This is a genomic window from Pseudomonas sp. B6(2017), from assembly GCF_002112765.1.
In the GTDB taxonomy this organism is placed as follows: Bacteria; Pseudomonadota; Gammaproteobacteria; order Pseudomonadales; family Pseudomonadaceae; genus Aquipseudomonas; species Aquipseudomonas piscis.
Genome location: NZ_NEIQ01000010.1, coordinates 252,642 through 268,538, shown reverse-complemented (window position 1 = coordinate 268,538; position 15,897 = coordinate 252,642). Strand labels below are relative to the sequence as shown.

Annotated in this window: 9 protein-coding genes and 1 pseudogene; 2 read left to right on the top strand and 8 right to left on the bottom strand. The window is 48.9% G+C overall.

Going from position 1 to position 15,897, the window contains the following annotated elements:
- Positions 1 to 287 precede the first annotated feature (287 nt).
- Both CAG11_RS33235 and CAG11_RS19085 read left to right on the top strand, forming a co-directional pair.
- Positions 288 to 692 (top strand): hypothetical protein, encoded by a 405-nt coding sequence (locus tag CAG11_RS33235; protein ID WP_143494632.1) that lies wholly within the window; start codon positions 288 to 290, stop codon positions 690 to 692.
- Positions 693 to 931: 239 nt separating this feature from the next.
- Positions 932 to 2,806, top strand: coding sequence for an ATP-binding protein (locus CAG11_RS19085; protein WP_085597432.1), 1,875 nt, complete (start codon positions 932 to 934; stop codon positions 2,804 to 2,806).
- A 19-nt stretch (positions 2,807 to 2,825) separates the two neighbouring features.
- On the opposite strand, the gene CAG11_RS19080 is transcribed toward CAG11_RS19085, so the two are convergent.
- The 8 genes and pseudogenes from CAG11_RS19080 to CAG11_RS19050 all read right to left on the bottom strand — a co-directional run bounded on the left by CAG11_RS19080 (position 2,826) and on the right by CAG11_RS19050 (position 15,862).
- Complete coding sequence (locus CAG11_RS19080) at positions 2,826 to 3,527, bottom strand: cyclase family protein (RefSeq protein ID WP_177409143.1); 702 nt, start codon at positions 3,525 to 3,527, stop codon at positions 2,826 to 2,828.
- A gap of 389 nt (positions 3,528 to 3,916) precedes the next feature.
- Positions 3,917 to 5,031, bottom strand: a pseudogene (locus tag CAG11_RS19075) (TcpQ domain-containing protein).
- Between the two features lie 215 nt (positions 5,032 to 5,246).
- A complete protein-coding gene (locus tag CAG11_RS19070) occupies positions 5,247 to 6,467 on the bottom strand; it encodes an MFS transporter (protein WP_085597430.1) in 1,221 nt (406 codons plus the stop codon).
- Between the two features lie 2 nt (positions 6,468 to 6,469).
- Complete coding sequence (locus CAG11_RS19065; protein ID WP_218191782.1) at positions 6,470 to 8,104, bottom strand: carbamoyltransferase C-terminal domain-containing protein; 1,635 nt, start codon at positions 8,102 to 8,104, stop codon at positions 6,470 to 6,472.
- Complete coding sequence (locus CAG11_RS19060; protein ID WP_085597428.1) at positions 8,064 to 9,149, bottom strand: SagB/ThcOx family dehydrogenase; 1,086 nt, start codon at positions 9,147 to 9,149, stop codon at positions 8,064 to 8,066. Before CAG11_RS19060 ends, CAG11_RS19065 begins: the two co-directional genes overlap by 41 nt.
- Positions 9,150 to 10,011: 862 nt before the next feature.
- Complete coding sequence (locus tag CAG11_RS19055; protein WP_085597427.1) at positions 10,012 to 11,979, bottom strand: DEAD/DEAH box helicase; 1,968 nt, start codon at positions 11,977 to 11,979, stop codon at positions 10,012 to 10,014.
- On the bottom strand, positions 11,976 to 13,856 hold the full coding sequence (locus tag CAG11_RS33230) for a PcfJ domain-containing protein (protein WP_143494630.1): 1,881 nt from the start codon (positions 13,854 to 13,856) through the stop codon (positions 11,976 to 11,978). Before CAG11_RS33230 ends, CAG11_RS19055 begins: the two co-directional genes overlap by 4 nt.
- An 89-nt stretch (positions 13,857 to 13,945) precedes the next feature.
- Positions 13,946 to 15,862, bottom strand: a complete 1,917-nt coding sequence (locus CAG11_RS19050) for a DNA topoisomerase (protein ID WP_085597426.1) — start codon at positions 15,860 to 15,862, stop codon at positions 13,946 to 13,948.
- Positions 15,863 to 15,897: the final 35 nt, after the last annotated feature.

Genomic DNA, 15,897 nt, shown 5'->3' with positions numbered 1-15,897 from the left:
GAGCACTATTATGAATTGCACTTTTTCGGCTCAGGTGCCGGAGTATCAGATCGGAAATAAAGAAGTAGTATTTAAATAAAGGGCTATCGCCATGGAGAAAGGAGTTTTTGCCGCCTGCGAATGTTCCCATCGAATACTTTTCAAGTTGAAGGTTGATAAAGGATTTTCTGTACGAGTATTCTAAGATGGATCAGAGTTGCCTGAAAGCAGGTAGGGATGAATTAGACGTCGAGTAAGGAGAGGTCTAGTATTCTTGGCGAGACCTAGAGACGCTAAGTGAGGGAGTTATGTTTAATCGACGGGTTTGGTTAGGTTTTGCTCTCGCACCTTTGCTGCCCTCAGTATTGTTCTTGATCGCATTTCATTTGTCCGATCTAAGGCAGGCGGCTTTTCTTCTGGGATTTTCACTATTGTTTAGCTACTTACCAAGCCTGCTATTTGGGATTCCGCTTGTGGTTTTTCTGAAAAGCAGAAAAGTGTTAAGCATTGTCAGCGTGGTTTTATGCGGATCACTGCTGGGTGCTATTACTTTATATATGTTTGGATTTGTTTCTTCTATGCTGCTAAGTTCACCCAAGGGAATTGCTCCTGAGTTGAGGGAAGTTTTTTCTGGAGGCGTGCTTGGTGCTTTAGTTTCCACATTATTCAGCTTGATAGCCGGTTTTCCACTGTTTAACTCAAAGGCTCGATGAACAATTTTTAATTTTAAATATTTCGTTTTCCTTCGAATGCAAATGTTGGCTTTGGTGATTCAGCCTTTTGGCTCGCACAGCCTACGATGAGCGCGACAAGCGAGAGAGTGGTCAACTGCATGATCATCTACTGTCTATAGAGGAACCATATACTCGGTCAGGTGAATTATAACTCATCGAGGCTTGAAAATATTCAAAAGCAAACTATGATCAAGATGACGGTATGGAGGCTGTCATGAATGTTCAAAATCAGACGGAAGACATGGGCTTTTCTCTTGGTTTATATCGTAGGTGTTAGTGGCTATATTTACTACCTCTATGCCGAGACTAAAGGAATTCTCACGGCTAATCTTAATGATAAGCTGCAGCATGCTGCTTTGGGAGGGGCGGCCATCCTCGGCGACCGTTACCATGATAACTTGGTAGACAAACAGTCCAAATCGGAGGCTGAAGACTGGAACACTATTCAGCGACTTTCTCAGTTCAACGAGTCAATGGGTACTACCTTTGTCTACAGTGTAATAAAACGGTCAGGGAAAGCCTATCTGGTCAGCTCAAGCGCATTAGAAAAGGAAATTCAAGAGCAGAATTTTGTACGCTTTTTTGATCCCTATCCTGATGCTAGTCAGGCTCTGCTAGATAGTTTTGATCGTACGGAGCCGACTTGGATTGATTACACGGATCATTGGGGGGATTTTCGTGCGGTTTTCATCCCAATGAAGTCTCAAGACGGCACGATTTATGTAGCTGGCGCAGAGATATTGTTGTCCAACTACTACCAGCAACTTAAACAGGATTCCTTGCACCATATCATACTTGCCATTTTGGTATTTCTCGCCTTTAGTCTTTTGTTTGTGATTGACTTATTCCGTATGCGGACTCATCTCCAGCAACTGCAAGTAAATGAACAGGTTTTGAGCCAGGCAAAAAATGCCGCCGAGGATGCTGATCGCTCAAAAACTAGATTTTTAGCCACTATGAGTCATGAGATTCGCACGCCTATGTACGGAGTTATTGGTGCGACTGAATTACTAGCCGCTTCTTCTTTAAGTGTCGAGCAAAGTGGTCTGGTGAACACGATTCATACTAGTGGGCGAGTCTTGCTGTCTCTTATCGATAATATTCTCGATCTGGCAAAAATCGAAGCGGGAAAACTTGAGTTGAGGCCTAGTGTATTTGAAGTAAGAAAGTTGGTGTCCTCCAGCCTTGAAATGATCAGGCAAAATGTTCAGGACAAGCCAATCATTATTGAGGCTCAGGTATCACCGAATGTGCCAACTTTGGTAAAAATCGATATCGACTGCCTTCGTCAGATACTGATCAATTTAATGGGGAATGCAGTAAAATTTACCGAAAGTGGAACAGTTTCGCTCCAGGTCAAGACCAGCAGTTCTCCCTCTCGATCTCAACTGGACTTCTCCATATCCGATACCGGAATAGGTATCCCTAGGGAGCGGCAAGACAACCTATTTATGCCCTTCGCCCAACTCAAAGGATCGACGAATCAACGCTTTACCGGTAGCGGTCTCGGCCTTTCAATTTGCAAGAATTTAGTCGAGGCGCAAGGAGGGACTTTATCCTTTACTAGTGAACCTGGGGTTGGATCAACATTTTCCTTCTCTCTCCCCATAGAGCCTTTTTCAGCTTCGGAAATCCCCTCCGAAAATGATCATAAGCTAGTGGTGAGCTTCGACTCGTCTTTTTCTAGAAATTATTGTCTCAATATCTTATTGGTGGAAAATCACCCGATTAACCAAAAAGTTGCCTTGGAAATGCTGCAGGCGCTTGGGTATGCACCTACGCTTGCGTCAGATGGTCTGGAGGCAGTCAATCAGTGTATGACATGGACTCCAGACATTATATTCATGGATATAAATATGCCTGTTATGGATGGGCTAGAAGCCATCCGCAGAATTCGTAACCTACCATTGGGCGATACTTGCTACATTGTTGCGTTTACTGCAAGCGCGTTTTCTAGCGAAATAAAGCGCTTTAAGGCCGCCGGTGCCAATGATATTTTAACCAAACCGGCAAACTTCCAAAGCCTGACCCGAGTACTTCAGCATGCAGCCAACTACCAGCAATTGCGGGCCAGTGCTTCGGTAGCGGGTTGAGCTTCAGGTTGAAATGCCCTCAGGGCAAAAACGCCATTACGGAAACAGGAGAACCTGACCCCTCTTTAAGTCTAAGAACACCAATGACCAGAGTTGAACCCTTTGCAGGTAGCTGATCGAGATTGGTTAAGCACTCTAGGACGATACCATTTCCCGCCAAAATTTGGCGGTTGGTGGCGTAAACTGTATCTTGGCCAGGATCCACACCATGTGTATCTATGCCGACACCAGCTATCTTGCGCTCTTCGAGTAGAAATTTGGTCGTGGCAGCGCCCACACCCGGAAAGTGTGGGCCTTTCGCGTCTTCATTGATAAAACGCTTGGGATCATTCCACAGGGCTTGCCATCCTGTATAAAATAAAACCAAAGAGTTTTGGGGAATATGGCCATTGGCCTGTTCCCATTTCTCTATATCTTGAAGGTCAATCACATAGTCCGGGTTATCTTTAGTCTTGGCTCGTATATCAATCACGACCGCCGGGCGTACCAACGACTCTGGTTTATAGGCGTCTATTCCAATGGCGTTAGGATAAAAACTATTGGGAGCATTCATGTGGGTCGCGCTGTGCTCGCCAATACTGAAGCGGCGCAGGTAATAACCGTCTTTTTCTTGTAAGGCTATTACGTCAAACTCAACTTGAGGGTCGTTAGGCCAGAGCGGGATAGTGGGACTAATAATATGGCTTAGATCAATTATTTTTTGAAACTGAATACTCTGCATTCCGTTGGTATCCTTACTATCTTCAAGATTTATTCCGATAGCTATCGCTGATAAAGTGGTCAGTATAGCAATGGATATCCCTTTGAAATATAACTTGTGCTTCCTTGATGTCATGATTGTAATTGACTTCCCTTTAACTTAAGAGGTGACTCGTTTTTTACGCCTGCTTGCAACGTTAGGGAGGACCTTTGAGGGGCTCGATCATAACGGATAGAACACCTAGCCTGCAGCTTTGGTTCTCGGCGATTCATTAAAACTGTGGCTATGATCGTATTATCCGGTTATTGCAACTGATGTGAGATTGCTTCGTGGGGCTGGCAGGTCAGGGCTGCTGCTGATCAGGGGTAAGGTCACAAATACCGCGGCCCAGCGAAACCGGAACAATGGAGTCATTTTTTCTTTCTCTCAGCGATACGTATGAGCCGCTGTGCAGCGCTGCCATCGACTACGAATGAGCGCGGCGCTTTGTCGTAGAGGGGGAACACCTGCTTGATTGTTTCTTCGAACGAGCCTTCAAAGCGCAATGGAGCAGCAATTGGGTAGTCCAGGTCCTCTGGGTCCCACAGCAACGTTCAGTTGGCCTTCTGTGCCCAGGCCTCAACGCTCTGGCGAAGAGTTGATCCGGTACTGGCCGTCCAGATCTCCGGCAGAGGCTTCGCAGACACGGGCGCCGGGTTCATGGGGGCCGGGTTTGGGATGGGGGGGTGTTGAGGCGCAGTGGTAACTGTAGGGACAGCCTTCATCGAAGCCACTGCAGAGGCACTGGCAAGTGACGTAACTGGTGCAGCACTCGAGCTCGGAGCCGCGCTGGGCACCGCTTTAGGGATAGTAGGGCCGTCCTTGGCAGGTACCACTGGGGAAAGCGTTTGGGTGGTGGCGGATGATCCCTGCACACTCGTTGGCGTTACTGCTGTGATTGCCGAGGCGGAAGGCACGGCGGTTACAACAACAGAGCTGGCCTTGTCAGCAGATGGGGGCGCCGGGGGCAGTGTGGTCGGCGATTTAGCGGCATAGAGCTGCGCAGATGAGGCGACCGGATCTGGTAGCTGGTATCCCGGGCGCAGCACAAAGCAGACCTGCCGATTCACCTCATCAACTTTAACCTGCCAGGCAGGGCCGGCCAGGACCTGCAGCGTATTGCGCAAGGTCATAGGCCCAAGCTTGTACTGGGCCGCTGGAAGAGGACGGGTGTACAGGATGTTGACGTGAGGCGTGCTCGGTGAGCAGAGCGTGTACCCCGACCGGTCCACGACGTAGAGCATGGCATCTCGAATGCTTGGGCTCATCCCTGAGGGGATAGTCACGTCGATGATCTGGGCCATGAGGTCCCGTTGGCTGGAACAGCACCATTGGGATACAGGTCCGGAGATAGCCACTCAGGATTGCGACTGCTATCGAACGCGGATGTCGGCTTGGGTGATTCAGCCTTTTGGCTCGCACAGCCTGCGATGAGTGCGACAAGCGAGAGAGTGGTCACTGCCTGATCATTTAGGCCCCCTTTAATGATGGGGGCCACGATGACAGTCGAAAAACTATGGCGCAGTAGAAAATGATTTGTGGAGAGGGCTGTGTTTTTTGGAGCCAGGTCGATTGGCTTCGGAAACAGTCGTCAAAGGATAATTGGTGACTCAGGGATATCAACTCGTGAGTCAAGTAAATGCGCCCGCGGATGTCCAGGGCTGCATCCAGTATGTCCGAGATTAAAAGCACAATGTTTAACTAAGTTGTTTGAGACTCTGTGTTGTCAAGGCGCTTTGCGAAGTATTGAAAGTAGATTGCTATTGTTGTCGCAAATAGCATTAATGCGGATGCTAAGATAAAAGGAGAGGCTCGGCTGAATGCTGAAATAAGCAGGCTGCCTAGAGTTGGCCCTAATACAATGCAGAGCATCTGAAGGCTTCTGAATGATGCTGATACTCTTCCTAGTTTAGCGGCGGGGCAAAGATTTTGGAGTATTACATTGGACGATATCATCAATAATTCGTAACCGAATCCATTTACAAACCAAAAAAACATTAGGCAAGCAGGATGAATAATAGGGGCGAAATATAGGGTAATACACGCCGCTAAAATAGCTACGCTAAAAAGGGCTAAGCCAAGAGTTCGAAGCTTAATCTCATTAAGTTTTATAAATTTTGTCTTAACCCCGATGGCCGCGAATACGGCTCCAGCTGCTGTCGAAGATACTACCAAGGAAAACACTACAGCTGGGAACTGAAGAGATGTTATGAGTGATGCAAGGTGAGGGTCATAGCAAGCTAGAGCAAGTGAAGTTAATAACGAGTAGAAAAAACCTATTTTTAACTGGAAGTCCAAAGATCGAAATATTTTAGCTCCATCTGAAAGGTCAATAAGAACACCTTTAATAGTGAGTTTGTTGCTTGATGGGGCAGGTTCTAATCTGGACCAGATGTATTTTAGAAAAGGTATGGTCATGAGCAGCAGTGCGGCTGAAATCAAAAAAATGGATTGCGTGGGAAGCCAAAGAGTGAGGATCCCAGCTAAAAGTGGGGTGGAGATTTTAGTGATCTGGTCTAGTAGGCTTGAGTAACTAAAGAAATCCGTTCTAGAATCTGCTTGGATCAATTGTTTTATTGATATTGAAATTGTTGGGAAGTATAGAATGTTAGAAAGGCCTTTAAGTATGGCCATTATTAAAAACCATTCGAAACTAGGTGCCAGAAAAAAGCCTAATGTAGTGACGAAGCGTAGCGAAATCCCTGTAAGTAAACTGGTTTTAATATGTATTCGATCAAGAATTACACCGGCTATAGGTCCTAAAAATAGTGAGGCTGAACCTAATGAAAAAGCGAGAGTTGCTATTTCATATGGCTGGGAATTCCATAAATAAATTGGGACCAAGAAAATAAGAAAGAAATCAATCCAGAGAGAAAGAGATGACAGGGCATTTATGGTTAGGAGCGCTCTCATATTGTTCATATCTATGCTTCTATCTTCAGGTAAATATCGTTCTCGAAAACAAATCCATCTAGATTATTTTGTACTGCAAAGGCTCTCAGGTCTGAAAGGCTATTTATAAAACCATAGCCGTTGAAATTAAGTGAGGTGTTACACAGTACGGCTATGCCTGTCTGTTCTTTAAAGGATTTTAATAGCTCATACATCATTGGGTTTTGATGATGTGATACAGATTGAGGTCTGGCTGAGCTGTCTGCATGAGTAACAGCTGGAATTGCAGGGGAGATTACTTTCCTAAATTCAAGCATGTAAGGAGAAGGGAATGCTGGGCTGAAATATTCTTCCATATCATCTTCACAGCAGACAGGGGCAATGGGTCTGAATTTCTCTCTCAGCTTTATTGCATTAAGTCTATCTAAGTTATCCCTAGGGTATGGAGCTGCAATAAGTGATCGGTTGCCAAGAGCTCGAGGACCTAATTCGTAGCGTCCTTGAATCCAACCAAATATTGACCCTTTGCTGAGTAGAGAGGCTAAGCGCGAAGCGTTATAAGTCTCCCGAGTGAACCCTTCAACTTCTATAGTGTCCCGTAAAGGCTCTTCTCCTGAATAGGGAGACCAATGTATTTTTGCATTTCCACTAAAGAAGAATTGGGCGTCGATGGCAGTACCTATCGCCGAGCCGCTGTCATTAGTGCAGGGAGGGATAAAGACGTCTGAAAATAATTTACTCTCTATCCATTTTGTGTTCCAGTCACAATTAAGACCGCACCCGCCAGAGATAAGCAAAGGAGCGCTGCTCCTTACGTTTCCTCTTACGAAGGAAAAGAATACCTCATAAAGTGCATTTGAAAAGTGTGCGGCGAGAGTTGCAAAGCGTGGGTTGTTGACTCCGAGGTTATAGTACGGGCTATCTTTGAATTTATCTTTGTTAATGCAAGAAAAATCTAATGACCCATCCAGGAGCGTATTTATTATCTGTTGGCCTTCAGGGTCGATAGGCCCCTTGGAGCTGTATGCAGTTAAAGCCATCAGTTTCCCGGCGTCGCTCAAGCGTATTTGGCCCGCTCCAAGATTAAACAGTGGATCGGCAATCGCATAAAGAAATGCAAATCTATTTCCTGGGTGGTCTAAGATATTGCCAAGTTTGGTGATTTTGATATTTTCGTCGATATAATAAAATGAGCCAAAATGACCCTCCCATAGTAGAGCGTAACACGGTTGCCCCTGGGGAAATGGGGACATACCATATGCACATAAAAGGTGTGAGCGTTCATGGGAAGATGAGAAAAAATTGATTTCTTTACCCAGCGATTTTTGGGTTGTTATTTGTTGATTATCAAGACCAGAGTATCCTGCTCCGATTGGGCTCCCATCAGGGCTAGCTCCTTTACTCCAGCCACTCATGGCGATCACGTCTGGAGTTTCATTGCAAAGTTCTAATGCTTTAATAAAAGTACTAGGGGAGGCCCAGCCATATCGGTATCCATTATCTTTTTCAGCCTCTAAAGCAAACTCCAATTTTCCATTGTTAATTAAAGCTATGCTCCCATCATGGCCTTCCTTCATGCTAAGGATTTTCAATCCAGAATTGTTGTAAGTTTCTTTTGGAGTTAGCTCAGCTGTTTTCATCGAGTAACCTTCTAACAGTTCGATCATAACCACTGCCACTACCGTGCCCGGCACCCACAACAAATATTGCTTGTTCCTTCGGTTCTGTTAATTTAAGTAGATTGTTGATTTCTTTATCATGGAAATAACCTGTCAACCATGTTTGCAGACCTAAGGCTGTTGCGAGTAGCTGAAAAGTTTGAGATAGATGTCCTATGTCCATGAGCATAGGACGATAAGCCCTAGAGTGAGGATACTTCCACCACATTACATCGAATTTTGCAACGAAAAATATGGCGAAGGCTAAATCATCGCACCAGTGCTGGTTGCATAAAAGCGTGGATAACGGATCATTAGGTAGAGGGGATACCTCTTCTAAATAGTGTTCGTCATTTACATAGTGGTAAATGCCTGGAGTGATATCTTTAACTTTTCTTACCCATACATAACCTTCAGTAGCTTGAAGTCCCCCAGCAGAAGGTGACGTACGTCTATAACCAAAACGTTGCACTCCTACAGGTGAATCGTATTCGCCTCGATCCACTGCTCCGAGGGTGCCTCCAAGGATGGTTGAAAGTGATTCAAGGGAAATGTTTTCATCATAAAAATCTCTACAGGTTTGCCTTTTAACTAGTGTGTGCCATAGGCTCGCATTGATTAGTTCTTGATAATTTGGAGTTGGTAATAAACTTTTTGTTCCTCTTTTTTTTATTAGCACTTCCGGAGAAGAGGCATGGATTGATTGGCAAAAATCTAAATAGCTTTTAGCGTATTCTATATGTTGAGAAGGTTCATAGGGGGATGGTGCGTTCGGGTGTGATGTACCAATGTGATAGATCCTTGCCAGAAAATCCCAACCCCACTCCTCCTCATTAGACGGGCTATTGGTTAATATTCCTGCCTCAGTTATCGCTTGATCTACGTTATCTTGTTTGATCTCCGAGCCTTCAGCAAATTCAGACAGTCTCGTAAATTCTTCTGTAGATATTTCAAATTGACGATGGTTTCTAAAATCCCAAAGATATGGTTTGCCTTGTTTGAAGAATATAAATATATCGCTCGAAAGCCATTTTTTTATTTCATTGGTTTCCATAATAAAGGCTTACCAGTAAAGTAATATTATAGAGGCGCCTAGCAATTTCTGCTAAGCGCCTGCTCAAGGTTTGTCAATGGGATTTCACAGCCTGCCGGCTAATGAGCTTCGAGTTGATTTCAGAGGGAGGGGAGAACTGAAACTGCGGAACCCTAACTTTTACTACGGAGAACGATGGGTTGGTATATGCGCTGTTGGATTGGTTCAACAAAGTTGGCTCAATCTTCACTTCTTTCATTTTCTTTTCCTCAGTTGAATTAACAATTGTCGCTTCCAAACGACGCTAACGAGCGTAGACCATGATTTCAGCAGGGCAAGAGAATAAAATTTTTTCGCTATACTAATTTGTTATATCTGCTGAAGCGTGATAGTGGTAGCGTAATGATATCGTTAAGCCTCTACGGGCCTTATGAAAGTGTTTCACTATCCACACTTTGCCCATATAGAAATCATGAGAAATCATGGTGTTACATCGCTTGCTACAATTTCCGCTTGCTCGCATATCACCTAAATCACTGGTCGCAAGCTTCCGAAATTTAGTGGTTAAATCAAATCGGGTATCTATTTAGGCCTAGGTGAAAATACCCGCCAGGCAAAGATGGCTCATGGCCATCCTAAGCAAATAATCATTAAGCAGTGGGGGACAACGACGTTGCCTCTCTAAATACAACGCTAGTGAGGAAGAAATATTAGTCGCAATGCGTTACCAAAGGATGAGAGTGCCTTGCTAAAGTTCATGGCCATAGTTTGCAAGACGCTTATTTTGATTTGATGATCGCTGACAATTTAGCGCTTTCTTAACGTAATAATGGCCCAAAGAAAATATCTATTGGATCCTCACGCAGCTGTACCAGCAGGAGCCCTACGCTGTAATAGTCGCCGCGAGCACTGTTTTAGCCATTGCCTCCTGCTGGCCCTCGGGCTCGATCAGCTCAAGGCTGACCTGGCGTTTGGCTAACAGCAGTTCCCACAACTGTTGGTCAATGCTGGCCTCTATCAGCGGTATTTTGACAATGACCATGCGCAGCTGACCATTGCGATAGGCCCGGTCTTCGGCCTGATCTTGTTGACCAGGAGTCCATGGCAGTCCCAGGAAGAACACATAGTTTGCTGCGGTGAGGTTGTTTCCAGTGCCGGCGGCCGATGTGGTGCAGATGAACACACGGCACTCTGGATCCTGTTGGAACCGGTCGATCGCCTTCTGACGTTTCGCGGGTGAGTCGCTACCCACCAGGGTGATGTGGCCGATCCCTGCTTCTTCGCAGAGTGCTTTCAACGTGGCTACGGTTGGCTTGAATTCGCAGAACAGGATGACCTTGTCGTCTGGGTCTAGCTCGCTGAGCAGATCCATCGCGATGCGGATCTTCAACTGCTCGAGATAGAAGCGCAGCGCTCCAAGCCGAGCGAAAATCGGTTTGTCTTCAAGGCGAATGACATCATATTGGCGTCGCTCCTCATCGCTCATTGCAATCGCCAGGAGTTGTCGTTGCTTACCTTTCAGACCAGGTAAAACATCCTTGCGCCGGCGAAGCATCCAGTCCCCGAGTTGGGCTCGCAAATTCTGGCGAAATTCTGGGCTGCCGGAGAATTGCTCACAGAAATCCTTGAGTGGTAACTGGCCGATCGGGTGCCCAGAAAGCCGCAACAAGGTGTGCAGTTCGGTTTCTCTGTTAAGGATAGGAGTGCCGGTCAACAAGTAGCGGTTGGGGATCTTTGCTGCAATGTCGAAACCGTGACGTGTCCATAACGCGCTCGGTTCTTTCAGGCGGTGGGCCTCATCGATCACCATCACGGCATAGCGCTCAGCGACGGTCACGTAGTCTCCCAGGCGCTCGTAGTTGATGATCATCCACTGCGCCTCAGGGGCGAACTTCTGCTGCGCGACCGTAGCAGCGGGGTATACGGCGTGGATTTCGCGCTCCCAGTTGATGAGCAATGACGAAAGGGTGACGACTAAGATGGGTAGGCCTTCGGCCCTGATGTGGGCAGCAATCACCGCTTGGCGCGTTTTACCCAATCCCATGTCGTCCGCCAGGAGCGCGCTTGTGCGCTGTAGCAGATGAGCAATGCCGGCAGGTTGATGGTCGAGTAAGGAATACCCCTCCAGGGCCTTGGAAATCGCCTGCGCAGAGTATTCGGTGCGCTCGATAGGCGACACGGCTGCCAGGTAGATCTCATTTGAGACCTCTTCGGTGGTGGTAGCCTCCGTAGCCTCTTGTGGAGGGCCTCCTAGGCTGATCCTAGGCATACCCTCTGCCGGTGCTACGGAACCATCGTCCAGAAGCTCCTGAACAATATCCAGGAGCTCGATTTGTTCTTCCGCGAGCCCTAGCTCCAAGATGAGGTTGCTTCGAACCAGCTCAGCGGAAGCATCGATGCGCCAGGACGTGGATTTTCCGAGAAACACCCCGCGCATTCGCCTGGCCACGGCCACGACGCCGGGATGGTAGTCACCTGACAGCAGGACTCCCCTTCCAGCCAGCGGCGCAATTCGCAGTTGCATGCCCCAGATGAACGCATCGCGCTGAGGAGATGCTTGAGCCTGTTCCAGTTTCTCTTGAAAGCTCTGCCAGGACTCTGTGAACCGGTCTTGGCCCAGCTCGATGAGTTCGTGGAACACCAGGTCGAGCTCGCTGTTGAGTTTGTTCTTGGGGATCCTCCAATGTCGGTTGAGCGGATGTTCGCCACGGCGGATGAAGAATCCACCACGACGGAGTAGCACCTTGTTTGCCCCTTCGATGAAAGGCATCTGGATCCCGAAGTCATAGCCGTCAAACACGGCTTTCTCAATGAGTACGGGCTGTCTGTTCATCATGCGAGGGCGGCTCATGCGCGGCCCACCAAGTGACGGTCAACCCAATTTGCGACCTCTTCCTCCAGCAACTCTTGTCTCGATGAGCGTGTATATCGAGCCATTCCTCGGGTCAGGTTCGGCCAGCTCAGATTGGAAGTGATTGCTCCTGAGTTCAGTTGAGTGAGAAACCAGTCAAAAGCTGTTTTCGCGGGAGTACCAGTTGAGACTGGTGCATTACGGTGGGCTCGTAATTGTGCGCAGAGAACCCTGGGGTTTTTCGATGAGGATGTAGTCTTTTTATCAATGCGTAGTTCTGCTGTAGCAAGGGAGTTGCTGTTGTGGCGTAGAGAAATTATTCGGCAGTCTCCCCTGTATGTGGAGTAGTCGTAACTTCCCACGCAATGACGCATCCTGAGTTCTTCTTCAAATAAATCATTTGGACAGAGAAGTTCAACGATTTCAATTCCGTTGGGGCAGGTGATAGGACCGCTCAACAATAATGGTGGCCATTCAAAAAGTTCATCGGCTTCTTCCAGGGCTCCCAGTGCGTTATCAATCTGGGCGCGGATTCTGGGTAAGTCTTGGTGAAACAATTCAACCTTATTTGCAATCTCTGCATAATTGCTTCTAAGGAAGAAGTCGCTGACTTTTTTTCTCGCATCCAGTTTCTTGTGTTCGAGATTTCTATAAATCTCGGTGTAGTCCTTGATACCTGCAATTACATAGGGCCAAGTGGAGTCATTCCAGGAAGTCGGGCATCCTTTGAACAGTAGATTTAGATTTAACTTCTGCTGACTTACATGAAAGAGGATTTCATAAGGCAGTTGTTGGATAAGATCCAGGAACACTTTCCAGTCTGAACGGTTCCGGGGCCGTCTATTACCGGCAGTCGCGCCGAGTAATAGGTGATGCCATCCAGCATTGCGGCCCTCACGCTGCAACTGCGAAAGAGCACCGCCTATGTGTCCAGGGCGACAGGTGCCGAGAAAGCGGATTGATGATTTGGGGGCCTTGAATAGCCAGGACAGAACATCAGAAATTGAGATCCCCTGGTCTGCGGCTGCGCCGATGAGGTTGGCTTCTGCACCTGGAGTGATTGTGCCGTGAGCAGGGGTCAACTCTTGTACTGTGGGCCAAGGTGGGGCTTCGTACTTGAGTTCTACTTGAGTTGGCCACAGGGGTAAATCGTCGCTGGAGTAGCTCAGGATGACTATCAGTGGAATCAAGACTGGTTGAGCTTTGAGCGCTTGGAGACGTCTGGTCTGATCGCCAGCGGCCAGCCAGTTATAGACCCTGGGATCAGGGCATCGAGCAGATCGAAGCGCAAACAAAATCGCAGGGTCAAGATGTGAGCAGAAGGCTTTGATAGAGCCTCCAATCTGCTTCATATAGAAGTTCGTGCGCGGCCGGGTGTAACGTCTGTGCGGCCCCCTCACTTCATCGCTCTGCAGCGTAACGCCTGCAAAAGTTTCACCAAGGTCCTCCTGGACAAGCTGCTGCCCCAAATGTCGAGCGCTCCTGCAGAACGAGGTCAAAACAGCACCAGCGCTTATCCTCCTCAAATTTTCAAGCCGCCCTGCCAAGCCCAGGGCTGCTCGGCTCGAGGGCGTACTCAGCGGGATCCGACTCTGCTTGGTAATGATTGCTGCCTTTATGGACCTACCGTCGAACCATTGCAGCATGCTACCGAGTCGACAGATCACCAGCGTTTGCCCCTGGTGCACAACCGATGTCGTCCAGCAGCGAGTTGAACTTGTAGAGCGCAGGTAGTCGCGCAAAAACTGGCGGCGTCGTGCTGCCGGGATGCAAAAGTGCTCGGCCCAGGTACTGGCTACCGCGACCTGCTTGGCCGAGTAGCACTTTAAGGTTGGGTCGGCTTCGAAAGGGTGGGTGGTGTCTTGCGGTGCTTCCATGGGCTCGCTCCTCGAGGAGCGAGCAGGTTCGCAGTCCGTATTGGACCCAAACAGCGGAAATGGATAACGGAAGGCCTGGGCATTCCTGGCTAGAGCCCTCTGGCCTTAGTCAGGTCGGGCTTTCCTTTGATCGATGGGTAGCTGACCTTGCATCCCGTATCCCGGTACCCGGAACACGCCCAGAAGTCATACCCGCCTTCACCTCGTTTCTGTCGCCTGACCAGGTGCTTGCCGCATTTGCCGCACAGGTACTGATGTTCCGGCTCTGTCGTTGTTGAGGCGCTCGAGCGTGCTGATTGCATACGGAGTGAAGGAGCGTCTTTGAGCGATGACAGTTCCCTCTGCAGGTGTTCGTAAAACTTGGAAACCACCGCGTTGTAGGTACTCTGGCCGTCAGCAATCTTGTCCAAAGCCCGTTCCATGCTGCTGGTGAACTGGGTCTGCACGAAGCTAAACCGGCCTTCGAGTTGGGCAATGGTCTGCTCGCCGAGCGGACCTGGTACAAGCTTTCGCTTCTCCTCAATCACTTGGGATCTGCTGGTGATGTTCTTGATGATCGAGGCGAAAGTTCCCGGCCGCCCAATGCCCTGACGCTCAAGCTCCTTGACCAGGCTGGCTTTCGTGTAGCGCGGCGGTGCCTTGGTTTTCAGGTTCAGCACTTCGCCATTCAGCACAGGCAAGATCTGCTTTGGCTCCAGCTTTGGGATCTCGTTGTTGGCTGCTTCAGCGCCTTCTTCATCCGTGTCGTCTCCCGCCAGAAGCTGCATCCATCCGCGGTAAGCAACAGTCCTACAAGATCCACTGAAACGCAGAGGGCGTTGACCTGGGCCTATCGCCAAGAGCTTCACAATCCTGGCGTCATAGATGGCATCAGCGAGCTGACTTGCCAGAGCCCGGATCCGGATGAGCTTGTACAGCTGACGCTGCTCATCATCTTCCCCTGCAACCTCGTCCGCCCAGGTCGTTGGGGCGATCGCGGGGTGACCCAGTTGGGCTCCCTCCGCTGCCCTGAACTCCCTTCGCTTCTCAACCGCTGGTATACCAAGAGCTTGTGCAACAGCGCGGATGTCACCCATGACATCATCACCGACATTCGGGTTATCTGTTCTGTGGTAGGTGATCACGCCCTGTTCATACAGCCTCTGAGCGATCTGCATGGTCTTGTCAGGGTCCCACTTCAACGCAACGCTCGCCGCTTGTTGAAGGGTTGAGGATATGTAGGGAGGGTAGGGGGCTCGGCGTTCCTTGGAATCTTCGCAGGACTCCACAATGACGTTCCTGACCCCGGCGACCTGTGCAGCCAGGGTGCCATCCTGCACATACGGGTGTTCCTTGGAGGCGAAGTCTGGAACGGTCACCCAGTCAGCCATCCAGGAGCTACTAGTCATTTGGTTCTGGAACTGCAGGCGAACGCCAAAGTGATGAACGACCTTGAAGTTGCGGATCTCGCGCTCTCTCAACACCACTAGGTAAACGGCAACCGACTGCACCCTGCCTGCTGTTGTGGGCAGTCCAAGCACCCTCCGTAGCTCACCAGTCACCAGATAGCCAACGAGCCTATCGAGGACTCGCCGGCACTCCTGGGAAGCCACCAGCTGGGCGTCAATCTTGCGCGGATTGGCCAGCGCCTCCTTCACCCGCGATTGGGTGACCTCGTTGAAGGCAATGCGCTTGTAGTCGCGGATCCGCAGTGTCTGCTGGATGTGCCAAGCGATACTTTCACCTTCCCGATCGGGGTCAGTTGCGATGTAGATTTCTGTTGCCCGGGCAAGAGCTGCGCGCATCGTCTTGATCCTGCCGGAACTCTTGTCCCTGATCGTGTACACGGGGCGCAGGTCCCTGAGCACCCCGGCAGTAATCATCGTGTCGTCGTGTCCCTTCTCGGGAAGATCCCGTATGTGGCCGCCACTGGCGACCACCTCCCAATGCTCGCCCGGCCGTAGTTTTTTGAGCATCGGGGCCAGCTTTTTCAGCTTGCCCGGCGCTTCGATGATCATGAGCTTCATGTACGTCCACGTAGTCGTATTCAGGACGCACTGTT